Raw genomic sequence first — 26,730 nt, 5'->3', positions numbered from 1 at the left:
AGTTATTGCGTTTTATCATTCAACCATACAGGAACGCTTGCTAAAGCAGCTTCCAAGTTTTCAGGTTGTGAGCCACCAGCCTGTGCCATATCAGGACGGCCGCCGCCTTTACCACCGACTTGTGCTGCCATGTGATTAACCAGCTCGCCCGCTTTAACCTTACTGGTTAGATCTTTGGTCACACCGGCAATTAGGCTTACTTTATCACCGTTTGCTACACCTAATGCAATCACACCTGAGCCCATCTTATTCTTTAAGTCATCCACCATGCCGCGCAGTGCTTTTGACTCGGTACCAGCTACGTTCGCAACAAGTAACTTTATACCATTTACATCAACCGCTGACTCAAGTAGAGATGCACCAGCCGCGCTTGCTAGCTTGTCATTCAACTGACCAACTTGCTTCTCAAGACCTTTTGCTTTTTCAATCAGAGCAGCCACTTTTTCAAGTGCACTTGCACTGTCGCCTTTTACTAATGCAGCGATATCTGCAAGCGCTTTTTCTTGCTCTGCAACGTAGTTCACTGCATCTTCACCAGTCACGGCTTCAATGCGGCGCACACCCGCGGCAATACCACTTTCAGATACGATTTTTAGGAAACCTATGTCACCAGCACGCTCTACGTGTGTACCGCCACATAATTCGATTGAGTAATCGCCTATTGATACAACACGTACTTCATCATCATATTTTTCACCAAACAGCGCCATGGCCCCTTTGGCTTTTGCATCTTCAATATCCATCAACTGAGTATTTAGCGCGAAGTTAGCACGGATCTCATTGTTCACAGACGTTTCAATCTCTCGCAGTTGCTCTTTTGTCACCCCTTCAAAATGAGAGAAGTCAAAACGCAACTTATCAGGCATTACCAATGAGCCTTTCTGCGCCACATGATCACCTAAAATTTGGCGAAGCGCCTCGTGTAAAATATGAGTTGCAGTGTGGTTTTTCTTAATGCGTTCACGGCGCTGAGCATCTATTTGCGCATCGACTTTATCGTTAATGCCAATACGCCCAACAACATAACCATGGTGTGCAAATGCGTTACCCAGCTTTTGAGTATCTGTGACATTAAATTCGCCACCAGCAACTTTTAATACACCCGTGTCACCTACCTGACCACCTGACTCAGCATAAAAAGGAGTGCGATCCAGTACAACAATACCCTTTTGTTGCTCTGTCAATTCAGAAACACTTTCACCCTCTGCAAATAGCTCAACTACAGTGCCACTATATTGCACGGCATCATAGCCTTTAAAGTCAGTTACTTTTTCAGACTTCAACTGTTCATTGTAATCAGCACCAAATTTACCCGCTTGTTGCGCTTGCTTTCGCTGCGCTTCCATAGCCGCTTTAAAACCGCGCTCATCTATCGTCATGAATCGTTCACGCGCAACATCGGCAGTTAAGTCTGCTGGGAAACCATAAGTATCATATAGCTTAAATACCAAGTCTCCAGGGATAACATCCCCTTCAAGACCTGCTAAGTTTTCTTCTAAGATAGCCAAACCACGGTCGAGTGTTTTGCCAAACTGTTCTTCTTCAATACGGAGTACTTTTTCGATGATCGCTTGCTGTTTAATAAGCTCAGGGTATGCTTCACCCATTTGCTCAGCTAATGCACCCACTAATTTGTGGAAAAATGCACCTTGCGCACCCAGTTTGTTACCATGCCTTACTGCACGACGGATAATACGGCGTAAGACATAACCACGCCCTTCATTTGAAGGCATAACACCATCAGCAATCAAAAATGCACATGAACGTATATGGTCAGCCACAACGCGCAACGATTTATCCTCTAAATCTTGCGCACCTGTAACTGCTGCTGTCGCTTTGATCAAGGCTTGGAAAAGGTCAATTTCATAGTTTGAGTGCACACCTTGCATGATCGCTGAAATACGCTCAAGGCCCATACCCGTGTCAACAGACTGGTTAGGTAATGGTTCCATCGTTCCATCAGCGTGACGGTTGTACTGCATGAAGACTAAGTTCCAGATCTCAATGAAACGGTCACCATCTTCTTCTGGGCTACCCGGAGGCCCACCCCAAATATGCTCACCATGGTCAAAAAAGATCTCAGAACATGGACCACAAGGTCCAGTGTCGCCCATAGACCAAAAGTTATCAGAGGTGTCGATGCGGATAATGCGCTCTGCTGGAACACCTACTTGATTAGCCCAAATATCATAGGCTTCTTCATCAGTGTGATACACTGTCACTAACAGCTTCTCTTTTGGCAGTTGAATCACATCTGTCAAAAACGCCCATGCAAATTTGATAGCGTCCTGCTTAAAATAATCGCCAAAACTGAAATTACCCAACATTTCAAAAAACGTGTGGTGTCTTGCAGTATAACCAACATTTTCTAAATCATTGTGCTTACCACCAGCACGTACACAGCGCTGTGAGCTCGTCGCTCGATTATATGGACGTTTTTCAGCGCCTAGGAATACATCCTTAAATTGCACCATACCTGCATTTGTGAACAGAAGTGTGGCATCATTCCCTGGTATCAGAGAACTTGATGGCACCACTTGATGGTGTTGTTTAGCAAAGAAGTCTAAAAAGCTTTGCCTAATCTGTGCGGTAGTCATGTGCTGCATGTGATTATTCACCCTTTATTGCTGCTATATGCTCTAAATCGCAAAGGAAGTTACCAAAATTAACTTTCACTCTGTGATTGTATTGCAAAATCTATTTGGTCATAGCTAAAGCCTCGATACATCATGTACCTGACACGCTTTGACCTTTCTTGATAGTCTATCTGTTTTGCCGAATAGCCGTATTTTTTCTCGTAAGTTTGTTGAGCTAATGCGAACCAATCTATTTCTCTTTCTTCGATGAGCTGCGTTAAATGCGCACGTTCTACACCTTTATTTATGGCATCCATAAGTATTCTTTTTTCTCCAAGCCCTTTAGCGAGCTGGCGATTTAGATAACTTTCACAGTGCCTTAAATCATCTAAGTAGCCTATATCACATAACCACTCAATTAAAGAGTCGGCATACTCATCTGATGCGCCTTTCTGTCGCAATTTTTGACCGAGTAGTTTACGTGAATACTCTTGTCTAGATAACAACCAAACGGCGTAATTTTTTAACTTTTGTTTATCTTTATCATCCATCACGCGTCAAAACGGCCTGTTTGACCAGCACCTTCTTGATCACTTTTAGCGTCATTTTCTCGATCAGTCTCAATTGCACTTTGAGGGGTTTGATCCGCAAAAATAGCCTGGAAAGATACAAAAAAGCCGATATAGATAATTGGCATGATAAATATTAACGGCACCAGAGATAATGGCGTTGACGCGATAATAAGCAGCGCGGCAATACCACCAAACACAGAAAGTGGCGCCACATTATAGTAAAATACTTTGAGAGATTGTTTCATCGCCCCAAAAATATTTGCTTGCTCTTTAAAATAAATGAGCGGCAATGCATAAGCAAAAGCCATCATGGCAAGTGATTGTAAAACAATGAAGATAGCAATATCTGCAAGACTAATTGCAGCTGCAATTTCTGCCATCACTGCCTGCATATCTTGCTCTGGTGTATGGTTTTGTAAGGCGCTGGTAACAGGCTCAAACAATAAACTCATCACAACACCTAAGATCAGTGCCACCCCGAGTTGATACAAGCCAAGACGAAAAATATTTAAGCGGCGCCCTTTAGCAGAGAATGGTTTCAAAATATCTGCAAGCATGATTGACTTGCCAGCTTGTATATTGAGCGCAGCATTATAAAAGCCGACAGTTAAAAATGGGCCCGCAAGCGCGCACAACATCTGAACTATCGGATTGGGCATGATAAAAGGAAACAATCCCACTATCACGATAAAAATGTACATCATCATAAAAGTCAGGGGCTGAGTTTTAAAAACCGCCCAACCGGCCTTAAACCAATTTACCCCAAAACTTGCTTTAAATGTTCGAAAATCTGCAGACATAAATGACTAACTTAGTTATAAAACAGGTTAATTATACTGATTCAAAAGAGTACTTGAAAGGCGCTTTATGAGGCTAATCGCCAGTAAACGCAACAAAATGGCCAAAAACCAAGAAATTTAGTAGCCAAGATTGCGATTGCCCTATCAAATTCATCAATGCAATAGAGCATTTCAACATCATTTGCTTACTTAGGCTTGTTTATTTTTTCCATATCCAACATATGAGAGCCATGCTTTACTTTGGTCTCTAAGTAGCTTTGATTGCCAGAATCTCCAGCTTTTACGTGCGCCTGAGTACCCACAACACTTTCCACTTCGATGCCAGCACGGCGCAGTGCATTTAATTTACGTGGATTGTTCGTCATTAACTTAACATGACTTAACCCAAGTGCTTTTAACATGAGCACCGCATCAGAAAAATCACGTAAATCATCATCAAAGCCCAAGTGATTATTGGCTTCATAGGTATTCATACCTTGGGATTGCAGTACATAGGCGTCAATTTTATTATACAACCCAATACCTCTTCCTTCTTGTCTCAGGTAAAGTAGTACACCACCGCTTTGATGCATTTCCTCGATACATTCGTTTAGCTGTTCACCACAATCACACCTTGATGAATGAAAAACATCACCAGTCAAGCACTCAGAGTGCATTCTTATTAGTGGCACTTCTTGATTGGTGTCAGCACCGTTAAACACTAACGCCACATGCTCTTCACCATCTTTCAGTCCTTCAAAAGATACAATCTCTGCGGGAATATGACTACGCTGCCCTACATTCAGCTCAACTCTTGCTCTAACTTCAGCCACGACTCGAAAATACCTAAATAAAAATGTGATACTATCACAAAAGCGGATATATCTGTTTATATGGTGACAAACAGACCATTTTACAAGTAAAAATACACAAAACTGGTAAATGTGTACATTAACGCTAGTCTTTATTTACAGACATAAATTATATATGGCAGCAGCGAGTCATCAATGAGGCTGTTCACCCTACTTTTTTCATTACTCTCTTTTTATAGTGCAGCCGAGCAACTAAAGGTAGACGGCTTCGCAACTATTGGTTTAGTCATCACAGATTCAGATACCGCAGGCATAAGGCAACATATCTCCCAACCTCATGCTACTTATAAAAGTGAGTTAGGATTCACCAACTCTTCAATTGGTGGCCAAATTGAATGGCAAGCGAGCAGTGCTACGCAATTAGTAGGACAAGTGTTGCTTAAAGATAATGAAGAGCAAAACATAGATAACATTGTACAGATGGCTTTTTTACGTCATTCATTCAATGCGAATTGGCAAGTTAGATTGGGTAGGACTGGCCTTGACTTGTTCATGATGACTGAACATCGAGATATCGGCTACACCTATACCTATGATCACCCCCCAACAGAGTTTTATGCCATTGTGCCTCATCAAAATTTAGACGGCGTGGATATCAAGTATACACACCCCTTACCTCACGGTTTGTTTAGCGGTAAATTTTTTGCAGGTAAATCCACGGCACCTATTGTCAGTGACGACAGTTTTTTTTGGGATGTCGAATTAAAATCTCTTTATGGCCTCGTAGTCGAATGGCAATCCTATGACTGGACACTAAGAGCGAACTATACAGCTACTCAATCAGGTAATGAAAACGAACAGCAGAAACAGCTTCAAGCAGCGCTAACTGTTGTGCCCGATTCGATTTGGCCACAAAAGGCCTCTTTACTTGATTCACTTAACATCATAGGAAAACGCTTCAATTACTCAGCCATCGGGGCGCGTTACGATGACAGTGATTGGTTTTGGCAAAGCGAGATCTCTTATATTGATTCAAATTCACAGGTACTAAAAGCACTCACCGCAGGTTATATCAGTGCAGGCTTTTATATTGATAACCACACATTTATGGCGACCTTTGCGCAGGCTAAATCAAATAATAGAACACCGCCGCGGCCGCTCATATCAACACCTGATCTTGACCTTTTATACAACACACTGATCAGACACACGAATTTTTATTTAGTTGACCAAAACACAATTTCATTAACGATACGCTCAGAACTCAGCCATTCATTAGCACTTAAAGTTCAAATGGAACATACCGCTGTGAATAGCTTGCCATCTGCTTTTTATTTGCATCGAAATTTAACAAGCGGAGATTTTGACAATTCATTTAACACGCTGGGTATCAGCCTAAACTGGGTGTTCTAATGAATAGAGTGTTATCGAGTCTATCGCTGGTACTGGTACTTATTTGGTGCAGCTTTGTGTCTGCTGAGAGTAACCTTGTCATCGTTGTCAATAAACATAACCCAATTGAACGTATTGAAAAGCGACAACTGATTGATATGTATATGGGCAAATATCTTGCGTTTCCCAATGGTCACCTAGCTGTCACTTTAGACTACACCAAAGGACATAACCTGCGCGATATCTTCTTCGAGACCCTTACTGGGCGCAGTATTACCCAAATAAATGCGTATTGGTCACGAGTAAAGTTTAGTGGTAAGGCTTCTCCTCCTCAGGCGTACCCAACAATTGACGCTATAATTGATAAAGTAAAGACAACCCCAAGCGCAATTGCTTACATTCCAGCAACTGCTGTTACTGATGAACTAAAAGTAGTGTACCGTTTTGCTAAGTAGACAAAGCTTGATAATTAGATTGATGATAATTTTAAGTTTTTCAACTTTTATATTTTCTGCTGTGTATGCGTATATCTATTACACCTACGTCTTCGAAACCGAGTTAAGACACTCCGATGAAGCAGTTTCACAGATCAGTCAAACAATTTCGTCAACGGCATCCATTGCGGCATATTTAGAAGACAAAGATTTAGCGAATGAAGTTGTAAATGGCTTAGTGAGTAATGACATCATACAGTCTGCCGCATTGACTAACCAACAAACGGTACTCGCTAAAAGCATCCTATTCACAGAGCGCGACGCGCAATCTTTTAACTTACCTAACCCGTTTATCTTGCAGGAGAACATAGGCTTTATCCACGTTGTGCCAAATACACAATTTATTCGCCAAAATGCTCGCGAAATTGCGCTGTCTTCAGTGCAAACACTGCTTATTGTAATTATCCCGATGTTATTGCTTTTTGCAGTCTTTTCGTTCTTGCTGATTTCTAAACCGCTAGGACAACTAAGCCAACAACTCACGAGTATCATCCCAGGAAGCGCACACCGAATTAAAATTAGTGAAGACCATGAACACACCGAAATAGGTAAGATAGGAAAAAATATCAATGCAATGCTAAGCAATACCGAAATGCTCTTCGAGCAAGAGCGCAGCTTGCGGCTCGAAATAGAGCAGCTTGAAAAAAGGTTTCGCTTGATGTTTGAGAGAAGTTCATCCCCTACACTGCTTGTTCGAGAACAAGGTGATGTTACGTTGGTTAATGATGCAGCCAAAGACTTACTGGCAGGTATGGGAGTAGATTGTGAAGAACGCTTCCCTGATAACCTAGGGCAATACTGCAAAACCCCTGATATTTTATATACGTTTACCGAAAACAGCATAAAGCAAAAGCAAGTTATGCAGGCTGAGTTTGAATTTACGAATCCACTCACATTATCGTCGGTCTGGTTAAGCATCATTATTCTTAACACTGAAAGTGACGGGCAATGGTACTTTCAAGTATTCTTGGCTGACATTACTTCACGGAAAACCATGCTCAACCAACTCAGTCATCGTGCACAAAGAGACAGTTTGACCAGCTTATATAATCGCTATGGCGCTGAGCTTACACTGATTGATTGGATTGATTCAAATACTGAATTTAGCTTGTTGTTGCTCGATCTTGATGAATTTAAACCGATAAACGATATTTATGGGCATAATGCCGGAGATGAAGTGTTGAAACATGTTGCACAGAGCATTTCTTATATTGTTTCCAACAGCGATTTGGTGTGCCGTTGGGGCGGTGATGAGTTTGTCGTCGCAATTAAAACTTCTGACAGACATACCATCAACAACATTGCCCAACAACTCCTCGAGGCCATTAATACACCGACACTATATGAGCGAAATGGACACCAGCTAAAGTTGCATGTAGGTGTCAGTATTGGAATTTCGCACTTTCCTACACACGCTAATACTTTAAAAGGCTTGGTCGAGTGTGCCGATGTCGCCATGTACTCAATTAAAAAGACTTCTAAGAATCAATTTACTTTTTATTCTACTTAAAAATTTTGCAATATCTTTTCATCGTATTGCTTAACATCTAACGTCGCATCGTATTTCTTCGCCAAACTATCGAGCTCTGCTTGCCACATAGTCAGTTCTTCCATGGTAATTGTATTATCATCTAGGTTCCACAATTGCCGAGAGCCTGTATAACTAAATTGTATGGCAAGCATGGCATCTACATCGCCCTGCACAGCCGCCTTTTTTAATCTAGGCATTTTGCGTGTTACTTGATTCAGCGCTTGCTTTAACTCCCACACATAGACAACTTCAGTCATAAACGGGTGATACTTAACTTTTTTCAAAATAAGCGTGATAACAACACATGTTATGATTACCCCAAGCAAGTTCCAGTGAAAATGGCTGCCATCAGCATCTGGAAAAAAGCGGATCAATAGTTGAGCAATCCCTAAACTGCCAGCGGTTAAACTAATAATGCATATACCAATGACCCAATTGAGATGTTGTCTGTACTTTGATTTATCAATATCTTGTAACTGCATGGTTTTTCCTATTGAGCGACTTCAGAGCATTTTAATGACTTAAAAAAGAAAATAAAAAAATATATCACCCCTTTTTTTGACCTAGTCCGTTTTACTAGCAAAAAGAGGAGAAAATTATGACAAATACAATGACGAAGATACAATTAACTGCACCATATAAAGCACTTAATAAACTCGTTTTATCATTCATTGGCGCACTTGTAGTTACGTTCTCTTTATTTGCGTTCATGCATCAATTGATTAGCCAAGACAAAGTGTTCATCGCTGAACAGCCACCGGTAATTGATGTTATTATCGCTCAAGATATTGAGGATAGCCCAGTGAGAACCCATCGAGTGCTTCCTCCTCCTCCAAAGCCTGCACAAAAAGCACCACCTAAACCAAATACGCCCCCAGCTGAAACCACAGGCGTTAATGTAGAGGTAAATATAACATCTGGCGTAAAGTCGTCTCCCATTCAGATGAACAGTACATTACAAATAAGTGATACCCACGCGGCCCCTATCGTGCGCATTGAGCCAACATACCCTGCCATTGCAGCAAGAGATGGTATAGAAGGCTGGGTTCAGTTAGCATTTAGTATCTCGCCCAATGGACAAGTGATTGATGCCCAAGTTATCGATGCAAAACCAAAACGGGTGTTTAACCGCGCAGCACTCAAGGCACTGAAACGTTGGAAGTACCGCCCTAAAATGATAAATGGCAAGCCGGTCGTTCAAGCTGGGCAGTCAGTTGTGTTAGAGTTTAATTTAAGCCAGTGACAAAACTGCGCAAAACCGCTGGAGACAACCCAGCGGTTTAAATATACAGAACTCGTGAAATAAATAAAAAATTAACTACGGAGAGCCTATGCTACTTGCAATAAAAAACTGGTTTATCCAAGACAAAACAGAAGCACATGACCCTCTGTATGAATTTAAACGCAGCGGTGAAAATCGTTATCTAGAACAGGCAATTGATAATTTTAACCCCGACCTTTATCACTATTTATGCACTCAGAGTGATCCCCAAACAGCTGAAGATATATGCCAAAAAACGTGGCTTTCAATTGTTGAAAAGCGTCAATATTATCAAAGTAACCACACACCAAAGGCGTATATATTTAGGATCGCACGTAACGCATTAATTGACGAATTCCGCAAACAGAATAAACACATATGTGACAGCGACAATACAGATATTTGCACAGAAGATGACGACAGCAGTTTCACGTCCGCTTGCTGCGAGCAATTATACAGCGCAATTAAGGAATTACCCCAGGCACAAAAAGAAGCTATTTGTCTGCAACTAGAAGGGTTTTCGCTGAAGCAAATTGCACAGATCACTACCGCTAACCCAGAAACAGTTAAAACACGCTTAAGATACGCAAAGCAACAATTGAAACAAATTTTAGGAGAGCAGAGATGAACGACTCACAGCCGAAAATAAATGAACTCCAGCAAGCGTATAGTGCAGCTAAAAGGCATCACAAAATGTCGCCTAAGCAAGTCCGTAAATTGAAAAGGCTAAGTCGACTTGAAAACCGTAAACACACAAGACAATTTTGGCTAAGAACGAGCTTATGGGCTAGCTCCTGCTGTCTAGTTGCGCTTGTTGGCAGTTTGTCATTGCAGAATATTCTTTACGACTTTGAAGTGTTCCTCGCACAACTTGAGCCCAACTCGTTCTCAGCACAACAGTACGATATTGTTGAAACACATAATATTGTGGAGGGAAGTTATCAAACAACGATTGCACAACAAAAAACACAATTAGACGAAGCACTAACAGGTTCAAAAGAAAAATTACTAAAGATCAGCCAGTTCTATGGCAAGTTAGTGCACTCACAAGAGGGCGTTTGGTTTATCGCAGACTGCAATAATCAAACATTAATTGAAGTACGAGAAAGCTTACTCAATGAATTGATTGTGCCCGAAGAGCGTGCATTTGACTACCAGCAAGGACAACTTTTAGCTTTAAGTAAAAACCAATCTGGTCAGCTAATTAACATTACCGCGCCGTCATCAGGCAAAGGCCTTTATGCCTGCCCTTAAAGGAGGATAAAGCCCGCCACAATAAACCCAGTAAGCGCTAGTGCTCCTCCTGTTAATGCGTAGGGAAGCTGGGTTTTTACATGTGTTAATAAGTCGCAACCTGATGCCAATGCAGACACTGCCGTGGTATCAGAAATGGGCGAACAATGATCTCCGAATACGCCACCACTCAAAATCGCACCGACCACTAATGAAGGAGGCAACCCTAAAGTTTGAATTAGTGGCACGCCAATTGGTATTAAAATAGCAAATGTTCCCCAAGATGTACCCGTTGTAAAAGACATCATGGCCCCAGTTAAAAATATGGCTGGCACAATGAGGTAAATCGGTAAATAGGCTCCAACTAACTTAGCGACAAACACACCTGTTCCTAACTCCTTTAAACTGGCACCTAATGTCAACGAAAGTAATACAATACTCACTAAAGGTAACAACTCGCCCATGCCTTTAAAGCCGATATCGACTAGCTGGTGGTGTGTAAATTGTCGTTCTATTATGAGCAATAAGTAAGCAACTGAACATGCTAGAGTGGTTGCATAAAGCACAGATTTTGAGCCACTCCCATGTGCAAGGACACCGTCACCAGTCCAAAACATAAACCCTATCATACCTATAATCAGTGTACCTAAAGGCAGTAACATAAACCGCGCTTTAGACGATTGAGGGCCTGAACCTAGCTCAATTTGTTCTCGCTTAAGGTCATCTTCAGCACCCTTCATCGGACCATGTACTTTGTCAAATACGACGGTATAAAATACAAGCATTAACGCGATAATCGCGTAAAAATTAAAAGCTACACTGCCCCACAATACACTAACCGCCGACTGCCCCAATTCATAGTTACTTAACAACCCGAGTACAAAAGCTCCCCAACCATTGAGTAAAATCAAAGTACATACAGGAGCGCTTGTGCTATCAATTATATAGGCAAGACGGGCACGGCTCATTTTAAATTTATCAAATAGACCTCGAGCAACAATGCCCGAGGTAAGCACACTCATATTGGATTCTATAAACACAGCAGTGCCAGTAAACATCGTTAATATGCCAACTTGCTTTCTACTTTTAGCAACGCCCAGATCCATCAATTTGTTTACTGTGGCGGATACCCCGCCTGATTCTCTGATAAACGCCAGTAGAGCACCAATCACAATACTAAAAACCAGTATTCGACTATTCCCTGCGGAGGTTGCTACCTCAATTATTCGTTCAATACTATTAATAAATGTAACGAAAACTGATTGCTTGTTTGCAGTGAAAACCAGTAAAAACTCCGATGAAATTAAAGCTAGAACTAATGCCAAAATAACTTCTTTTCGCCAAAAAACAACGACAATGGCTATTAGCGGCGGCAAAATAGAATACCAAGACATAGCTTTCCTTTTTGTTTTGATTAGGTGAAAAGCACTGAAACCAGTAGCTAAATAACTTTGCAGGAAGTGACCCCCACAGTAACTGAACAAATTATCACCACGCTAGCTTAAACACTTTAGTAAAAAAGCCAAGTATTTCGGCAACCTAATTTCACAAATGCAACAATAGTACCTTAACCGGAACCGCATAAATCAAAAAACGCAATAATATTCCGAAACAATCTATCGCAACGTTCCAATTGAACCTATAATATGGACAGTTTAAGTTAGTTTTAGTTACCAGGTGATCCTCATGTCTACTTTTGTAAAAATAAAGGCTCTGAAACCTTCACTGTCACAAAGTGAAGCAAAGTTAGCAGACTTTACGTTAAAGTCAGGTTCAAAAATTCGTGGTCTATCTTCGATAGAACTTGCAAAATCAGCCGGAGTTAGTCAGTCAAGTGTTGTAAAGTTTGCTCAAAAATTGGGTTACAAAGGATTTCCAGCATTTAAATTAGCTGTAGTCGATGCGCTCAATGAACAAACACAAGAAGATACTCCACTCTCAAATGAAATTGACCAAAATGATTCTATTGCGCATATTTCAGAAAAGCTGATAGCTAACCAGCAGGCAACTCTTGTCGCTACCAGCAAATTAAATACACCAGAACTATTTGAGCAAGCTGTTCAAGCCATAAAAGGCGCCAAAAAGGTAATGGTGTGTGCGATTGGTTCAACACATACGATGGCTCAAGATTTAACACTAAAGTTACAAAAGCTAGGCGTATGTGCAGTCACACATGTTGATGAGTTAAGTGCAGCTAGTTACGTAGCTACAATGGGTAAAGATGATCTCTTTATTTGTTTGAGTAATTCAGGTGCAGTAAAAAGCATTGTGAAGCTTGCACAACAAGCTAAGACGAACGAATGTCAAATCTTAGCTTTGACTCGCTACGGACATAGCGAGTTGGCGACATATGCAGATAATTGCTTATACTGCATTCAAGAAACAGAAGCGGTCAAGCATTCAGCAGTGTTAACACGCGCATCATTAGGATATTTGATTGACGTACTATTTATTTCTTTAGCCCAGTCTAACCTGCATTGGCAACGCCGTGCAGACCGCTCAAATGAATACATGAGTGATATGCTAAACATCTAGTAATACATCCCATGTGCCTTATCTCTTATACAGCAGATAAGGCACTCTTTTCTTCTCGAACTCAGCCACCTCTTGGCGCCAAATGGCTTCTATCTGATGTGCTTTTAAGCCTTGTTTAAGTGCTAGCCTAATGATATTCGTGCCCGCCAATTTATCCAAAAACTTAGGCGATGTAACAAAGCGCTGATTTTGTTGTTCAAATGCAGTATAAGCTGCAACAAACCAAGTTAAATCAAACCCTTTTTGAGCGTTTTCACGTAGATCTTGACCCCATACATGCTCTCCTTTTAATTTAGGAAAGCGAGCAGCTCCAATGATAGAACGAGGTACAAAACTAAACTCTCCTAATCTTACTTGATGGTGGCCAAATACTTGAAAGGGAAAATCAGTCCCACGCCCAATAGATACTGCTGTCGCTTCAAATAAACATAACGAAGGATACAAATAAATCGCCTGCTGGTTGGGCAAATTAGGGCTAGGTGCAACAGGTAGAATATAGTCGTCTAACGCATCATATTGGGCGACAGGGATTATATTTAAGTTCAGCTTATTTGGACCAGTTAACCACCCTTCCCCTTCTATCATTTGCGCAAGTTCACCCACAGTCATTCCATGCAAAATAGGAATTGGGTGCATGCCTACAAATGAACGAAAAGCCATATCAAGCACAGGCCCCTCAACATATTGAATATTAGGGTTCGGCCTATCTAACACGATAAATGCTTTTTGCTGTTCTTTTGCTGCTTGCATCATATAATGCATCGTACTGATATAAGTGTAAAAACGCACACCAACGTCTTGAATGTCAAAAACAAGCACATCCAAATCAAGCAACATATCTCTTGTAGGACGCTTTTGTTTCCCATACAGCGATACAATAGGGAGTCCGGTTTTTACATCAATACTATTTTCAATATACGCGCCAGCGTCTTGATCACCTCTGAAACCATGCTCAGGAGAAAAAATCCGTACAACATTTACTTGATTCTCAATCAGAAAGTCGACCAAGTGCTCTCCTTCCACTCGCGAAGATTGATTAACAATCAATCCAACACGCTTCCCCTTTAACAAAGGTAAGTATCTATTTGATTGCTGGGCCCCCACTTCAATTGCAATAGCTACCTTTATATTTAGCATCAAAAAAAGAAAAATAACCTTCAAGGTGAATAAACGAATAAGCACTGCAAATCCTTAAGTAAATAAATGCCATGAGAATATGCCTGATCAAAAACTAAAAAAGAATCTTTTTTTAACTTTTACATACTCTTCAATTTGAATGTTTTTTAGCAAAAAGAAGGGTTTCACACTTTCCAATTGGGCTTGCGTGAGACGCTTTCTTTTAAGTGCAGATAAAATTTCTTTTTGTTCTAATGTCGCACCTTTAAAACCGCAATCAACAAATATAATGCTTTCTTCATGTTCTAACCTAATGTTCTGATATAGCTGAGCTAATTGCTCACCTGTGTACGTTTTATCCATCTTCTTTTCCCTATAAACCAATCAGTTGCTAGCATATTAGGGATTTGATTAGAAAACTTGGATAAATACGACACGGTACTTAATTTGAATACCATGAGATTGAAGTTAACTGTCACCTCCAAAGAGGTGGTGGACGCAGGACCTGCTTTATGAAGAGTGAACCTCTGACTTGCTCAGGGCATCTCGGGCTATTCGGATCTTTAAACTGATCCAAATTTCAGGCATAAAAAATGATATTCGTCGATATCTATCTCATGTTTTACTACTTGAGTGAAGTAAATATATGTCATCTCGAAAGAGATGGCGGACGCGGGACCTGCTTTATGAAGAGTGACCTGACTGGTTTAGGGCATCTCGGGCTATTCGGATCTTTAAACTGATCTAAATTTCAGGCATAAAAAATGATATTCGTCGGTATCTAACTCATGTTTTACTACTTGAGTGAAGTAAATATATGTCATCTCGAAAGAGATGGCGGACGCGGGACCTGCTTTATGAAGAGTGACCTGACTGGTTTAGGGCATCTCGGGCTATTCGGATCTTTAAACTGATCTAAATTTCAGGCATAAAAAATGATATTCGTCGGTATCTAACTCATGTTTTACTACTTGAGTAAAGTAAATATATGTCATCTCGAAAGAGATGGCGGACGCGGGACCTGCTTTATGAAAAGTGACCTCTGACTGGTTTAGGGCATCTCGGGCTATTTTCAGGCATAAAAAAACCGACTTTCGTCGGTATCTATCTCATGTTTTACTACTTGAGTGAAGTAAATATATGTCATCTCGAAAGAGATGGCGGACGCGGGAGGATTCGAACCTCCGACCGCCTGGTTCGTAGCCAGGTACTCTATCCAGCTGAGCTACGCGTCCGCAATATCATTTTTAACACCTGATTAGTGCCTCTTTTATTTAACCACTTAGAGATAAGTGGCGGACGCGGGAGGATTCGAACCTCCGACCGCCTGGTTCGTAGCCAGGTACTCTATCCAGCTGAGCTACGCGTCCGTATTATCAATTTTAGCACCTGAATAGTACCTCTTTTATTTAACCACTTAGAGATAAGTGGCGGACGCGGGAGGATTCGAACCTCCGACCGCCTGGTTCGTAGCCAGGTACTCTATCCAGCTGAGCTACGCGTCCGTACTATCAATTTTAGCACTTGAATAGTGCCTCTTTTATTTAACCACTTAGAGATAAGTGGCGGACGCGGGAGGATTCGAACCTCCGACCGCCTGGTTCGTAGCCAGGTACTCTATCCAGCTGAGCTACGCGTCCGAAATATCATTTTTAACACCTGATCAGTGTCTCTTTTATTTAACCACTTAGAGATAAGTGGCGGACGCGGGAGGATTCGAACCTCCGACCGCCTGGTTCGTAGCCAGGTACTCTATCCAGCTGAGCTACGCGTCCGTATTATCAATTTTAGCACCTGAACAGTGCCTCTTTTATTTAACCACTTAGAGATAAGTGGCGGACGCGGGAGGATTCGAACCTCCGACCGCCTGGTTCGTAGCCAGGTACTCTATCCAGCTGAGCTACGCGTCCATACAAAGAAAACCATTATAAATGGCGGAGGGGGAGGGATTCGAACCCTCGATAGGGCTACAAACCCTATACTCCCTTAGCAGGGGAGCGCCTTCAGCCACTCGGCCACCTCTCCGTCTTTGTGGGGCGTATAATATAGAACAGAAAAAATAAGTCAAACACTTTTCTTGTAAAAAATGACTATCTGGTGACAGATTGAACACACTGTCTTTTTTTCTAACAGTTTGCTCTAATCCTAATCATTTCTGGGGGTTGTGGAGGTTGAAAACTTACTCATTAAGCGCTGTTTGTGATCGAATACCTCTTCAAGATAGGAGTCTAAATACCCCAACTTTTGGAATTCGATAATACATTGCCTACAATATTCCCTTCTTGCGGCCTCATGCTTTGATTGTTCTTCGTCTAATTTCGGCATAATCTATGTTTTCTTATAACTTATTATGTGTGATTCATCCTAAATGCCCCGTCAGTATAGAAATGCCATCAGAAATTGCCAACTAACCTGATTGAGAAAATATGAACCAATTTCAGAAACAACAACAATAAAACACTGTTTTCAAATGTAAACGCGATAATTATTGAGAAAATAAAAATTATTTTTGAGAGATATCTTACAAAGATACAAGAAAAGCACCGCTCAAATACTTTAGAGCAAAACACATCTGATGCTCCTGGATTTTTTTATCTTACTTAAAGCAATAAAAAAATATAACGGTCAAAAAGTCATGTTCTGTTAAGTAATATAGAAATTGTCGATAGAGCTCTGAGGGTGTGCTCCAAAAAAAACGGCTTTCCAAGAAAGCCGTTTTTCAATTGACCTGTTATTAGTCCGCTTGTGGGCGCATATGCGGGAATAAAATAACATCTTTAATCGTTGGTGAATCAGTAAATAGCATCACTAAACGGTCGATACCAATACCTTCACCCGCGGTTGGCGGTAAGCCATATTCAAGCGCTTGAATGTAATCTGCATCGTAGTGCATTGCTTCGTCATCACCAGCATCTTTTTCTTCAACCTGACGCGCAAAGCGCTCAGCTTGGTCTTGTGCATCATTAAGCTCAGAGAAACCATTAGCAAGCTCACGACCACCTACAAAGAACTCAAAACGATCTGTAATGAATGGGTTTTCATCGTTACGACGTGCAAGTGGCGATACTTCCCACGGGTATTCAGTGATAAAAGTCGGTTGAATTAACTTATGCTCAGCTGTTTCTTCAAAGATCTCACATAAGAACTTACCTGCACCCCATACACATTTCTCTGGGATTTTAACGTGTACTTTTTTCGCATAAGCAACAAGCTCATCGAAGTGGTTTTCAGGGTCTTTGAAAATATGCGCGATTTCTTCAGCGTCAGGGCCGTACTTGATGATCGCATCAGCCATAGATAGACGCTCGAACTGTTTACCAAAGTCATATTCGATAGTCTCAACAACTTCGCCTTCAGCATTCTTAACTGTGTTAATCACCGTTGTCGTACCAAGTACATCTTGTGCGACAGTACGAAGCATATCCTCAGTTAAGTTCATTAGGTCGTTGTAATCAGCGTACGCCTGGTAGAATTCAATCATTGTGAATTCAGGATTGTGACGTGTTGAAAGACCTTCGTTACGGAAATTACGGTTTATCTCAAATACACGGTCAAAGCCACCTACCACTAAGCGTTTAAGGTAAAGCTCTGGTGCGATACGTAGGTACATATCGATGTCAAGTGCATTGTGATGAGTTACGAATGGGCGTGCCGTTGCACCACCAGGAATAACCTGAAGCATAGGCGTTTCAACTTCCATGAAGTCTCGCTCAGCTAGGAAACGACGAATACCTTCAATCACTTTTGAACGAATACGGAAAGTCTCACGCGTATCCATATTTGTGATCAGGTCAACGTAACGCTGGCGGTATTTAGCTTCTTGGTCTGTTAAACCGTGAAACTTTTCTGGTAATGGACGTAGCGATTTAGTTAGTAGCTCATACTGAACCATATCTACGTAAAGGTCGCCTTTACCTGACTTATGCAGTGGACCCGATACACCGATGATGTCACCGATATCTAATTGACCATATTTTTCTTTAAGCGTTTTTTGCACGTCTTTTGATGCATACGCTTGAATACGACCTTTCATGTCTTGCAAAACAAGGAAAGGACCACGCTTAGCAAGAATACGGCCAGCAACAGAAACCTGATGGTCTAATTCAACAAGCTCTTCTTTCGATTTATCACCAAACTTAGCCTGTAGATCAGCCGTATAGTCTTCACGGCGGAAGGTGTTCGGGTGGCCATTGGCATCACAATTCTCACGAATTGCATCCAATTTAGCACGACGCTCAGCAATGAGTTTATTTTCGTCTTGGATTTGATCTGTCATTTTTTAGCTCTTAGTTTAGCTTGTTGATTAAAGGCCTGATTTCAGGCTAGCTTCGATAAATTTATCTAAATCACCGTCTAATACTGCTTGAGTATTACGGTTTTCAACGCCAGTGCGTAAATCTTTAATACGCGAGTCGTCCAATACGTATGAACGAATTTGACTCCCCCAACCGATATCAGATTTAGCATCTTCTTGGGACTGCTTTTCGGCGTTTTGTTTTTTCATTTCAAGTTCAAACAACTTAGCTTTTAATTGCTTCATTGCTTGCGCCTTGTTCTTGTGCTGTGAACGGTCATTTTGACACTGCACAACTGTATTCGTTGGTAAGTGGGTAATACGTACCGCAGATTCTGTACGGTTTACGTGCTGACCACCGGCGCCCGATGCACGATATACGTCAATACGCAAATCTGCTGGGTTAATATCAATTTCAATATTGTCGTCAATTTCTGGGTAAATAAATGCAGATGCAAATGAAGTATGACGGCGACCTGTTGAATCGAATGGGCTTTTACGCACTAAACGATGTACGCCAGTTTCTGTACGTAACCAACCATAAGCATATTCACCTGATACACGTACCGTTGCACCTTTAATACCAGCTACATCACCATCGGTCGCTTCAACGATTTCAACTTTAAAACCTTTTGCTTCAGCCCAGCGTAAATACATACGTAGCAGCATGTTACACCAGTCTTGCGCTTCAGTACCGCCCGAACCTGACTGTAAATCGATGTAGGCATCGTTGGCATCTTGTTCACCTGAGAACATGCGGCGGAATTCTAGTTTTTCTAATTGAGCAACCAAGCCCTCTACTTCTTGCTGCGCTTCAACAAAAGTGTCTTCGTCTTCCGCTTCAATGGCAAGTTCTACTAGACCTTCAGCATCATCAGCACCAGCGACTAGGTTGTCGATAGTTTCAACTATCGCCTCTAATGAGGACTTTTCACGGCCTAAAGCCTGTGCTTTTTCGGGCTCATTCCATACTGCCGGATCTTCAAGCTCTGCATTGACTTCCTCTAAACGTTCTTGTTTTAGAGCATAGTCAAAGATACCCCCGAAGAAGCTCAGTACGTTCGCGAATTTCCTTGATTTGATTAATCACAGGATTCACTTCAAACATCTACATTACTCCAATTTACACCTTAAACATCTAGCCCACACACAGTATTTTCAGTTCTATTTACGGTGTTTGTTCTGGCAGGCTATCTAAACGGCCAATACTAACAAAATTTGCCATCATATATCAGCCCCAAAATGCGATAATTTTGGGGTTTAACTCAGATATCTAGCACCAATGAGGAAAATCACTCGGCACCATGACCTTTTATAACGATGCTGCTTGAATTTCACGTACAATCAGTTGTAATGAAAATTTGCCTCTAAACTCATTAACATCTAGCTGATATGCTACGTCTGCGTACTGGGCGGACATATTTGGCCACGCTCTCACATCAACGTTAAATGCGATAGCATCTACCAATTTACCGGTTGGGTGTTTTAATACTAATTTAAGGTGTTTTTCTGCAACCAGTCGCTGCTGCACCATTTCAAAGCGCTCACTAAAAATAGGTTCAGGAAACTGCTGCCCCCATGGACCGGCTGCTTGGAGCATATTGGCAAAGTCCATATTAAAACACTCACTTGGCAGCGCACCATCAGTGAGTAACACACTTTGTTTCAACTCCTCGGTCAATTGCGTTTCAACTTCCGCTTCGAATGCAGTCTTAAATGCTGTAAATTGTGATTCGTTGATACTTAGCCCAGCGGCCATAGCATGACCACCGAATTTCAAAATGAGGCCTGGGTTTTGTGTATTAATATGCTCCAATAAATCACGCATATGAACACCTTCGATAGACCGGCAAGAGCCTTTGATCTGTCCATCATCACCTTGCGCAAATATCACCGCTGGTCTGTGATACTTTTCCTTAAGTCGACCGGCCAAGATACCGATAACACCTTGGTGCCAATCATCCTGATACAAGCACACTGCCGTAGGTACGCTTTGGGTTTTATAGCTTAATCGTTCTAAAACAGCCTGTGCCTCTTGCTGCATACCCTGCTCTATTTCACGCCGTTCATGATTTAAGCTATCAAGCTCATTCGCAATCCGCCGCGCTTGATACTCGTCTTTTGCCAATAAGCAGGCAATACCCAAACTCATATCATCCAGACGTCCGGCAGCATTGAGTCTTGGGGCAAGCGAAAACCCAAAGTCACTGGCTGTGAGTCGGTTCATATTGCGATTAGAGACTTCAATCAGCGCTTTTATGCCCGGCCGTGTTTGACCATTTTTAATACGTGCAAGACCCTGAAATACCAAAGTCCGGTTATTTGCATCTAAGGCCACCACATCTGCAACAGTGCCTAATGCCACAATATCGAGCAATGAGGCTAAATTAGGTTCTGAACGTTGATTATTTTCAAAGTAAGAAACCGAACGCAGGTGATGACGTAATGCAATCAGAAGATAAAATGCAACACCAACACCCGCTATTGACTTAGATGGAAACTGACAATCATGTCGATTCGGATTAATAATGGCGTCGGCATTTGGCAAGTGTTCGCCCTGCAAGTGATGATCGGTCACGATAACTTTGATACCCGATGCTTTTACAATATCAATACCAGCAATACAGGAAATACCATTATCAACTGTTATCACCAAATCTGGTGCTAGCTGCACAATTTGCTCTGCCAAAGCAGGGCTAAGCCCATATCCAAGACTAAACCTATCTGGTACCAAATAGTCTACATGCTTAAAGCCGAATTCAGGTAATCCCTGCATCAAAACAGCAGTACTGGTCGCGCCATCTGCATCAAAATCGCCAACAATCAGAATACGTTGCTGAGCATCGAGTGCGGATGCCAAAATATCACATGCAACAGACATATCTTTGAATAGTTTAAAATCTAGTAATGTCGCGGCACTATTATTAAGCTCAGACGCAGATTGCACACCACGCGCCGCATAAAGCTGCTTGATTACAGGGTGAAGGGTATTTGGCAAATAGCTATCATCAACACGTTCTCGTGGCTGGATCTTAGTTTGCATAGAACTCTGATTACTCTTTATTAAACTTTTTATTGTTAAATTTGTGCCTGTATAAATCATGTACATGGCATTCACAGGCACAAAAAAAGGCCTACCGGCCTTTTATCTCAATGCAGCTATTATACGTAAAGCTTAAGACTTTGCATTTCTTTCTAATGACGCGGCTAACTCAGCTGCTGGCTGATAACCCGGGATCACGGTGCCGTCTTCAAGGATAATCGCTGGAGTCCCTGTCACACCAAACTTCTGACCTAATTGATAATGCTCAGCAACAGGTGCACTACAGTCTTTCACATCAGCTACAGGGTTACCCGCTTTCGCTTCTGTCATTGCCGCCGCTGCATCCTTTGCACACCAGACATTCATTAAATCTTCATAACCTTGGCTTTGAATACCACCTCGAGGGAATGCAAGATACTTAACCGTGATCCCCGCCGCTAAGTAATCATCTAGCTCACGGTGCAACTTACGACAATAGCCACAAGTGATGTCGGTAAAAACCGTAACTTGATGCTTTTCGTCTTTTGCTTTGTATACGATCATAGAGTCTTCGTAGTCTTTTAAGCCTTCTTTACGTACACCACTCAGCGCATCTTCAGTAAGGTTTTTCCTATTAGGAATATCAATCAATGCCCCCTGCATTAAATAACGGCCGTCCGTACTTGAATAGAAAACGCCACGATCAGTGATCACCGTTTTCAACCCAGGGATCGGGCTATCAGTAATATCGTTAACCGATAAACCTAAGCTAGCCAGCGATTGCTGGATAGGATTAATTGCAAAAACTCCTTCTTTTTGCGTTGATTCCTCTGCATACGCAGAAGCTCCGGCCGCAAGCGCGGCTGCTAAAAATAACTTTTTCATCTTTGTTCTCGTAAATTCGTTTTTCATTCACCAATAAGACCGTGGAACCACAAAAAAATTCCATCAGGCCCTTGGGTGGTGTTGCTCGTGTAAGGATTTAAGTCGCTCACTAGCAACATGGGTATAAATTTGTGTCGTTGACAAGTCACTATGGCCCAACATCATTTGCACAACGCGTAAGTCTGCTCCATGATTCAGCAAATGTGTTGCAAACGCATGACGTAACGTATGTGGCGATAACGGAGACTTCACATCAGCCAACATAGCATAGTGTTTGATTCTATGCCAAAAAGTTTGCCGTGTCATACCAATACCACGTTTGGAAGGAAATACAAAATCATTTGCATGCTTGACCATTTGAGGTCTACCAACATTCAAAAATTGCTCCACCCAACGCAATGATTCTTCACCCATTGGCACCATGCGTTCTTTACCACCTTTGCCCTTAACTAAAACGACAGCTTGACGCAAGTTGATTTGCTCTATCCTTAAACCAACTAATTCAGTCACCCGAAGGCCCGTTGCATAGAGTAATTCCAACATGGCTTTGTCTCTAAGTCCCATAGCATCTTCAACATTCGGTGCATTTAAAAGTGCCTCAACCTCTTGCTCTGAAAGTGTTTTTGGTAAGGATTGTGCTGTTTTAGGTTGTGCAATATTAACAAGTGGACTTTGGCTGATTTTTTTCTGGTTTACCCAGTAAAGATAAAACCGTTTCAGCGCACTAATTGAGCGGGCTGTACTTCTTGGCTTAAGACCCAAATCAACACGGTATGCCAAGTAAGCCTCTACGTCAGCCACACTGATGGCCAATATATCTTGGCTATCAAGCTCCGTCTGTATAAAGCTTGAAAACTTTTCCAAATCGGTTCTATATGCAGAAATGGTATTGTCACTCAACCCTTGTTCTAAAAATAAGGCGTCTAAGAATGATTCTATAGGATCGAAATCATCTTCTTCTAGTTCTAATATGGTTTCTTGTTCGTTCACGGGCTGCCTGTATCAATTGATTAAACCTTAAGGTAGACTGCCCCCATATAATAACAGCCATTTGAGTGAAGAATACAATGCAAATCGGGTTATTTTACGGTTCAACAACCTGTTATACAGAAATGGCCGCTGAAAAAATACAAGAAATCATTGGTAAAGATGTCATTTCTTTACACAACATCAAAGATGATCCATTGAAAAATGCAGAGCAATTCGACTTTGTAATTTTTGGTATTTCAACATGGGACTTTGGTGAATTACAAGAAGATTGGGAATCTCAATGGGACGACATAGATGGCGTTGAACTGGGCGGTAAAACCATTGCCTTATTCGGCATGGGCGACCAGCAAGGTTACGGCCAGTGGTTCCAAGATGCACTAGGTATGCTGCATGATAAAATTACCCCTCAAGGAGTCAATTTTATCGGCTTTTGGCCAAATTCAGATGACTATGAGTTTGAAGCATCAAAAGCACTGACAGAAGATGGAAAACACTTTGTTGGCCTTGCTTTAGATGAAGACAGCCAATATGAAAAGAGTGATGAGCGTATCGCAACTTGGATTGAACAAGTTATGACTGAATACGCAGCGACACTATAAAACACATGTGAGCGGGCATACCCGCTCACACAAAACTCAAACCCAAGAGACCTTTCTTATCCACGTCTGCATATTTGGAAAACCTTGCTCTTTACAGCTCATTTGATAAGCACCTAATAGCGGATGACCGATACCTCCACCTTGTTCGAACGCACTTATCAAGCTTTTACTATTACCTCTATATCCCGCGTTATGAAAAACAATATCAAGAGAAAAACCGAGATGCTTCGCCGCCGCGACTGACCATGCCGTCGCCGCCATTTCCTCTCCCATCATTTGCTGTTTTGGCCGTTGATGCTTTAATCCTGTTTTGTAGATATCACCATCTAACAGATGCCGCTCTTTTGGTTCACATACTGCGTAATGACCGGCCTCATGTAATATATCTCCAGGGTACGCCAGTTTATCCATGTCTATTTCCAACATCCCTTGGTTATGTCTAAGCCCTGGTAAAAAAGTCTTTTCCTCAAAGCTCACCACCCTATATGGCAAACTAATTTCGTCTAAAAAGCTCAGAACCAACTGTATCTGTTGCGCGCGTTCCATCACACTCTCCTTTCATTGTGCATAAGCTCGTCGTGCACAGCATTTACATTTTTAAATAAAACGCACGGCACAAACGCGTAAACTCTGCACTGTATTGATTTTTATCATCATAAATACACAAAGATTCTGTCACCAACGCCTGCTCTACTTTGGATAACTCAAACATAACCCGTGACACAGATTTAAGGGGCGTCGTTTTCACGTCGCATTGACGAATCAAAAATAGCCCTTGCGATTGCGCTTGCTTAATAAATATGTGTGCACCATCTGATGGCAGTATAATAGCTAGCCTGCCACAGTCAGAAGAAAGACGCAAAAACGACGAAATTAAGTCTGTAAAGCTCAAACTATCTGTATGTCTGGCTAAGTTCCGCTGTGCATTTTCCCCTTTTAAGCTTGCCTGAAAATAAGGCGGGTTGCTGAATATCAAATCAAACTTTCCCGACGACTCAAATTCTTGCACAGCAATGCGATGTAATTGAATATCTGGCCAAGGCGAGCATGCAATATTATGGCTTGCATCTTTACTTGCCAGCTCATCTATTTCAATCGCAGATAATGTTAAGTCTGGTAACCGCTGTTTTGCCATTAAACTCAACAACCCCGTTCCTGCACCTATATCAAGTACATTTTTCGCATTATCGAGCGATAACCACGCGCCAAACATAATCCCATCCGTTGAAACCTTCATTGCGGCATGGTTTTGGTCAATTTTAAATTGTTTAAATGCAAAGCTTGCCATATTGCACCTTTTAGAAAACGCCAAGCACAAGTATAATTCGGCTATTGTCCTTTATTTGTGATGCATTATGCAATTTTCTGAATTTGACCTTGATGGCAAGGTACTCTCTGCCATAAAAAAAATTGGTTATACAACCGCCACCAGCATTCAACAGCTGGCTATTCCTGAAGCGCTACTTGGGCGTGACATTCTTGCATCAGCGCCCACTGGCACAGGAAAAACAGCCGCTTTTCTCATTCCTGCAATTCAATATTTGCTGGATTTCCCAAGAAAAGACCCTGGATTTGCACGTGTTTTAATTATGACACCCACCAGAGAGCTTGCTTATCAAGTGCATGAACAGTGTCAGGCGCTTGCAGAAAACACGCATTTACGTATTGGCGTTGTCACAGGTGGTATAAACTATGGTAGCCACAAAGAAATCTTTGAAAAAAACAATGACATTCTAATAGCAACCCCAGGTCGCTTAATGGAATATTTGGAAACTGAAAACTTCCATGCTGACAATGTCGAACTGTTGGTGCTTGATGAAGCTGACCGCATGCTAGACATGGGCTTCAAAAAAGAGATGCTACGTATCTGTGAAGAGGCTAAAAACCGCCGTCAGGGCTTCTTATTCTCCGCAACACTTGAAGGGGATAGCGTTGAGTTATTCGCTGAACGCATGCTCAATGATCCTGCATTACTAGAAGCTGAGCCATCGAGAAAAGAAAAAGGCAAAATCCACCAGTGGGCTCATCTTGCCGACGACTACACACATAAATTAGCGTTGCTAACGCACTTACTAAAAAGCGAAGAAGTGCAAAAAGCCATTGTTTTCGTTAAAACTCGAGAGCGTCTAGAGCAGTTAATTGGTGAGCTGTATGCCAATGAAATCAAGACTACTTGGCTTCGAGGAGAAATGCCGCAAGATAAACGAATGACAGCGATGGCAAGTTTTCACAGTGGCAGAACCAATATCTTGGTTGCAACAGATGTTGCTGCAAGAGGGATTGATGTTCCCGACATAACGCACGTAATCAACTTTGATATGCCGCGCACTGCAGATATTTATGTTCACCGTATTGGCCGTACAGGCCGTGCAGGTAAAAAAGGTACGGCTATCTCACTGATTGAAGCACATGATGTTGAAATTTTAGGTAAGGTCGAGCGTTATACCGATCAAAAACTTAAACGACGTGCCATTGAAGGTCTAGAGCCGAAACACAAAGAAGCTAAGGCGCCGAAAAAGAAAAAGGACGCAGCAAAAATTAAAGCCAAGAAAAAAGCGGCTAAAACTAAGAGTAAAAAGAAAAAATAATAAAAAGCCCCAACAGGGGCTTTTTTGTACCGCACCGTTGCTGCTACTCTT

The 26,730-nt window shown here is 41.8% G+C and carries 24 protein-coding genes and 7 tRNA genes; 9 read left to right on the top strand and 22 right to left on the bottom strand.

Features of this window, described 5'->3' with window-relative positions; all coding sequences use genetic code 11:
- Positions 1-2: 2 nt before the first annotated feature.
- The 4 genes from alaS to S4054249_RS05240 all read right to left on the bottom strand — a co-directional run bounded on the left by alaS (position 3) and on the right by S4054249_RS05240 (position 4,760).
- Entirely contained in the window at positions 3-2,606 is a 2,604-nt protein-coding gene (alaS, locus tag S4054249_RS05255; protein ID WP_046354142.1) for an alanine--tRNA ligase, read from the bottom strand.
- Between the two features lie 59 nt (positions 2,607-2,665).
- Positions 2,666-3,127: a regulatory protein RecX gene (locus tag S4054249_RS05250; RefSeq protein WP_046354141.1), complete on the bottom strand. Its 462-nt coding sequence runs from the start codon at positions 3,125-3,127 to the stop codon at positions 2,666-2,668.
- The gene (locus S4054249_RS05245; RefSeq protein ID WP_046354140.1) at positions 3,127-3,948 is read right to left on the bottom strand and encodes a BPSS1780 family membrane protein; all 822 of its coding nucleotides are present in this window, start codon (positions 3,946-3,948) and stop codon (positions 3,127-3,129) included. The genes S4054249_RS05250 and S4054249_RS05245 overlap by 1 nt, the downstream gene beginning before the upstream one ends.
- Positions 3,949-4,133: 185 nt before the next feature.
- Positions 4,134-4,760, bottom strand: coding sequence for a GTP cyclohydrolase II (locus S4054249_RS05240; protein WP_046354139.1), 627 nt, complete (start codon positions 4,758-4,760; stop codon positions 4,134-4,136).
- 174 nt (positions 4,761-4,934) lie between these two features.
- On the opposite strand from S4054249_RS05240, the gene S4054249_RS05235 reads away from it, so the two are divergent.
- Genes S4054249_RS05235 through S4054249_RS05225 form a run of 3 tightly spaced genes read left to right on the top strand, consistent with a single transcriptional unit; the run spans position 4,935 to position 8,135 of the window.
- Positions 4,935-6,152, top strand: coding sequence for a hypothetical protein (locus S4054249_RS05235; RefSeq protein WP_046354138.1), 1,218 nt, complete (start codon positions 4,935-4,937; stop codon positions 6,150-6,152).
- Entirely contained in the window at positions 6,152-6,586 is a 435-nt protein-coding gene (locus tag S4054249_RS05230; protein ID WP_046354137.1) for a hypothetical protein, read from the top strand. Before S4054249_RS05235 ends, S4054249_RS05230 begins: the two co-directional genes overlap by 1 nt.
- Before the next feature lie 22 nt (positions 6,587-6,608).
- Positions 6,609-8,135, top strand: coding sequence for a sensor domain-containing diguanylate cyclase (locus S4054249_RS05225; protein WP_046354136.1), 1,527 nt, complete (start codon positions 6,609-6,611; stop codon positions 8,133-8,135).
- On the opposite strand, the gene S4054249_RS05220 is transcribed toward S4054249_RS05225, so the two are convergent.
- The gene (locus tag S4054249_RS05220; RefSeq protein ID WP_046354135.1) at positions 8,132-8,638 is read right to left on the bottom strand and encodes a DUF3087 domain-containing protein; all 507 of its coding nucleotides are present in this window, start codon (positions 8,636-8,638) and stop codon (positions 8,132-8,134) included. The genes S4054249_RS05225 and S4054249_RS05220 overlap by 4 nt on opposite strands.
- Positions 8,639-8,754: 116 nt before the next feature.
- On the opposite strand from S4054249_RS05220, the gene S4054249_RS05215 reads away from it, so the two are divergent.
- The 3 genes from S4054249_RS05215 to S4054249_RS05205 all read left to right on the top strand — a co-directional run bounded on the left by S4054249_RS05215 (position 8,755) and on the right by S4054249_RS05205 (position 10,671).
- The gene (locus S4054249_RS05215) at positions 8,755-9,399 is read left to right on the top strand and encodes an energy transducer TonB (protein ID WP_230851799.1); all 645 of its coding nucleotides are present in this window, start codon (positions 8,755-8,757) and stop codon (positions 9,397-9,399) included.
- An 88-nt stretch (positions 9,400-9,487) separates the two neighbouring features.
- Positions 9,488-10,045 (top strand): RNA polymerase sigma factor, encoded by a 558-nt coding sequence (locus S4054249_RS05210; RefSeq protein WP_046354134.1) that lies wholly within the window; start codon positions 9,488-9,490, stop codon positions 10,043-10,045.
- Positions 10,042-10,671, top strand: coding sequence for a hypothetical protein (locus tag S4054249_RS05205; RefSeq protein WP_046354133.1), 630 nt, complete (start codon positions 10,042-10,044; stop codon positions 10,669-10,671). The genes S4054249_RS05210 and S4054249_RS05205 overlap by 4 nt, the downstream gene beginning before the upstream one ends.
- Here S4054249_RS05205 and S4054249_RS05200 read toward each other — a convergent pair.
- Positions 10,668-12,044: a Na+/H+ antiporter NhaC family protein gene (locus S4054249_RS05200; RefSeq protein ID WP_046354132.1), complete on the bottom strand. Its 1,377-nt coding sequence runs from the start codon at positions 12,042-12,044 to the stop codon at positions 10,668-10,670. The genes S4054249_RS05205 and S4054249_RS05200 overlap by 4 nt on opposite strands.
- A gap of 292 nt (positions 12,045-12,336) precedes the next feature.
- Between S4054249_RS05200 and S4054249_RS05195 the strand changes: the two genes are divergently transcribed.
- The gene (locus S4054249_RS05195) at positions 12,337-13,185 is read left to right on the top strand and encodes a MurR/RpiR family transcriptional regulator (RefSeq protein WP_046354131.1); all 849 of its coding nucleotides are present in this window, start codon (positions 12,337-12,339) and stop codon (positions 13,183-13,185) included.
- A gap of 18 nt (positions 13,186-13,203) precedes the next feature.
- Here S4054249_RS05195 and S4054249_RS05190 read toward each other — a convergent pair whose 3' ends face one another.
- From S4054249_RS05190 to xerD, 14 genes are all read right to left on the bottom strand, one after another.
- Positions 13,204-14,322, bottom strand: coding sequence for an exo-beta-N-acetylmuramidase NamZ family protein (locus S4054249_RS05190; RefSeq protein ID WP_046354150.1), 1,119 nt, complete (start codon positions 14,320-14,322; stop codon positions 13,204-13,206).
- 87 nt (positions 14,323-14,409) lie between these two features.
- Positions 14,410-14,664 (bottom strand): hypothetical protein, encoded by a 255-nt coding sequence (locus S4054249_RS05185; protein WP_046354130.1) that lies wholly within the window; start codon positions 14,662-14,664, stop codon positions 14,410-14,412.
- A gap of 795 nt (positions 14,665-15,459) precedes the next feature.
- Positions 15,460-15,536: transfer RNA gene (locus S4054249_RS05180), tRNA-Arg, on the bottom strand.
- A 58-nt stretch (positions 15,537-15,594) separates the two neighbouring features.
- Positions 15,595-15,671 (bottom strand) — tRNA-Arg (locus tag S4054249_RS05175).
- A gap of 58 nt (positions 15,672-15,729) precedes the next feature.
- Positions 15,730-15,806, bottom strand: a tRNA-Arg gene (locus S4054249_RS05170).
- Positions 15,807-15,864: 58 nt separating this feature from the next.
- A tRNA-Arg gene (locus tag S4054249_RS05165) sits at positions 15,865-15,941 on the bottom strand.
- Between the two features lie 58 nt (positions 15,942-15,999).
- Positions 16,000-16,076: transfer RNA gene (locus S4054249_RS05160), tRNA-Arg, on the bottom strand.
- Positions 16,077-16,134: 58 nt separating this feature from the next.
- Positions 16,135-16,211 (bottom strand) — tRNA-Arg (locus S4054249_RS05155).
- A gap of 22 nt (positions 16,212-16,233) precedes the next feature.
- Positions 16,234-16,326, bottom strand: a tRNA-Ser gene (locus S4054249_RS05150).
- Between the two features lie 709 nt (positions 16,327-17,035).
- The gene (lysS, locus tag S4054249_RS05145; RefSeq protein ID WP_046354382.1) at positions 17,036-18,577 is read right to left on the bottom strand and encodes a lysine--tRNA ligase; all 1,542 of its coding nucleotides are present in this window, start codon (positions 18,575-18,577) and stop codon (positions 17,036-17,038) included.
- 27 nt (positions 18,578-18,604) lie between these two features.
- Positions 18,605-19,703 (bottom strand): peptide chain release factor 2 gene (gene prfB / locus S4054249_RS05140; RefSeq protein WP_145924979.1). Its coding sequence is split into 2 segments (ribosomal slippage): positions 18,605-19,627 and positions 19,629-19,703, totalling 1,098 coding nucleotides; the frame shifts between segments, so codons are not numbered across the junction.
- Between the two features lie 204 nt (positions 19,704-19,907).
- Entirely contained in the window at positions 19,908-21,638 is a 1,731-nt protein-coding gene (recJ, locus tag S4054249_RS05135; protein WP_046354384.1) for a single-stranded-DNA-specific exonuclease RecJ, read from the bottom strand.
- 132 nt (positions 21,639-21,770) lie between these two features.
- Positions 21,771-22,502 (bottom strand): bifunctional protein-disulfide isomerase/oxidoreductase DsbC, encoded by a 732-nt coding sequence (gene dsbC, locus S4054249_RS05130; RefSeq protein WP_046354385.1) that lies wholly within the window; start codon positions 22,500-22,502, stop codon positions 21,771-21,773.
- 63 nt (positions 22,503-22,565) lie between these two features.
- Positions 22,566-23,492, bottom strand: coding sequence for a site-specific tyrosine recombinase XerD (gene xerD / locus S4054249_RS05125; protein WP_046354386.1), 927 nt, complete (start codon positions 23,490-23,492; stop codon positions 22,566-22,568).
- A gap of 77 nt (positions 23,493-23,569) precedes the next feature.
- Between xerD and fldB the strand changes: the two genes are divergently transcribed.
- Entirely contained in the window at positions 23,570-24,091 is a 522-nt protein-coding gene (fldB, locus tag S4054249_RS05120; protein WP_046354387.1) for a flavodoxin FldB, read from the top strand.
- 36 nt (positions 24,092-24,127) lie between these two features.
- Here fldB and S4054249_RS05115 read toward each other — a convergent pair whose 3' ends face one another.
- Positions 24,128-24,637 carry a hypothetical protein gene (locus tag S4054249_RS05115; RefSeq protein WP_046354388.1) on the bottom strand — a complete coding sequence of 170 codons (510 nt, stop codon included), beginning with the start codon at positions 24,635-24,637 and terminating at the stop codon, positions 24,128-24,130.
- 43 nt (positions 24,638-24,680) lie between these two features.
- A complete protein-coding gene (locus tag S4054249_RS05110; RefSeq protein ID WP_046354389.1) occupies positions 24,681-25,379 on the bottom strand; it encodes a tRNA1(Val) (adenine(37)-N6)-methyltransferase in 699 nt (232 codons plus the stop codon).
- A gap of 67 nt (positions 25,380-25,446) precedes the next feature.
- Here S4054249_RS05110 and srmB point away from each other — a divergent pair, with 67 nt between their 5' ends.
- Positions 25,447-26,679, top strand: coding sequence for an ATP-dependent RNA helicase SrmB (srmB, locus tag S4054249_RS05105; RefSeq protein ID WP_046354390.1), 1,233 nt, complete (start codon positions 25,447-25,449; stop codon positions 26,677-26,679).
- The last annotated feature ends 51 nt before the right edge of the window (positions 26,680-26,730 follow it).

Source organism: Pseudoalteromonas luteoviolacea (assembly GCF_001750165.1).
Lineage (GTDB): Bacteria > Pseudomonadota > Gammaproteobacteria > Enterobacterales > Alteromonadaceae > Pseudoalteromonas > Pseudoalteromonas luteoviolacea_G.
Note: the sequence above shows the minus strand (reverse complement) of the source record. Positions and strands in the feature narration are given on the sequence as shown.

Coding starts and splice junctions, on each gene's coding strand:
- fldB (WP_046354387.1), top strand. CDS start 23,570: ATGCAAATCGGGTTATTTTACGGTTCAACAACCTGTTATACAGAAATG.
- srmB (WP_046354390.1), top strand. CDS start 25,447: ATGCAATTTTCTGAATTTGACCTTGATGGCAAGGTACTCTCTGCCATA.
- S4054249_RS05210 (WP_046354134.1), top strand. CDS start 9,488: ATGCTACTTGCAATAAAAAACTGGTTTATCCAAGACAAAACAGAAGCA.
- S4054249_RS05195 (WP_046354131.1), top strand. CDS start 12,337: ATGTCTACTTTTGTAAAAATAAAGGCTCTGAAACCTTCACTGTCACAA.
- S4054249_RS05220 (WP_046354135.1), bottom strand. CDS start 8,638: ATGCAGTTACAAGATATTGATAAATCAAAGTACAGACAACATCTCAAT.
- S4054249_RS05200 (WP_046354132.1), bottom strand. CDS start 12,044: ATGTCTTGGTATTCTATTTTGCCGCCGCTAATAGCCATTGTCGTTGTT.
- dsbC (WP_046354385.1), bottom strand. CDS start 22,502: ATGAAAAAGTTATTTTTAGCAGCCGCGCTTGCGGCCGGAGCTTCTGCG.
- S4054249_RS05250 (WP_046354141.1), bottom strand. CDS start 3,127: ATGGATGATAAAGATAAACAAAAGTTAAAAAATTACGCCGTTTGGTTG.
- alaS (WP_046354142.1), bottom strand. CDS start 2,606: ATGCAGCACATGACTACCGCACAGATTAGGCAAAGCTTTTTAGACTTC.
- S4054249_RS05115 (WP_046354388.1), bottom strand. CDS start 24,637: ATGGAACGCGCGCAACAGATACAGTTGGTTCTGAGCTTTTTAGACGAA.
- S4054249_RS05215 (WP_230851799.1), top strand. CDS start 8,755: ATGACAAATACAATGACGAAGATACAATTAACTGCACCATATAAAGCA.
- lysS (WP_046354382.1), bottom strand. CDS start 18,577: ATGACAGATCAAATCCAAGACGAAAATAAACTCATTGCTGAGCGTCGT.
- S4054249_RS05235 (WP_046354138.1), top strand. CDS start 4,935: ATGAGGCTGTTCACCCTACTTTTTTCATTACTCTCTTTTTATAGTGCA.
- recJ (WP_046354384.1), bottom strand. CDS start 21,638: ATGCAAACTAAGATCCAGCCACGAGAACGTGTTGATGATAGCTATTTG.
- S4054249_RS05245 (WP_046354140.1), bottom strand. CDS start 3,948: ATGTCTGCAGATTTTCGAACATTTAAAGCAAGTTTTGGGGTAAATTGG.
- S4054249_RS05110 (WP_046354389.1), bottom strand. CDS start 25,379: ATGGCAAGCTTTGCATTTAAACAATTTAAAATTGACCAAAACCATGCC.
- S4054249_RS05225 (WP_046354136.1), top strand. CDS start 6,609: ATGATAATTTTAAGTTTTTCAACTTTTATATTTTCTGCTGTGTATGCG.
- S4054249_RS05205 (WP_046354133.1), top strand. CDS start 10,042: ATGAACGACTCACAGCCGAAAATAAATGAACTCCAGCAAGCGTATAGT.
- S4054249_RS05190 (WP_046354150.1), bottom strand. CDS start 14,322: ATGCTAAATATAAAGGTAGCTATTGCAATTGAAGTGGGGGCCCAGCAA.
- S4054249_RS05185 (WP_046354130.1), bottom strand. CDS start 14,664: ATGGATAAAACGTACACAGGTGAGCAATTAGCTCAGCTATATCAGAAC.
- S4054249_RS05230 (WP_046354137.1), top strand. CDS start 6,152: ATGAATAGAGTGTTATCGAGTCTATCGCTGGTACTGGTACTTATTTGG.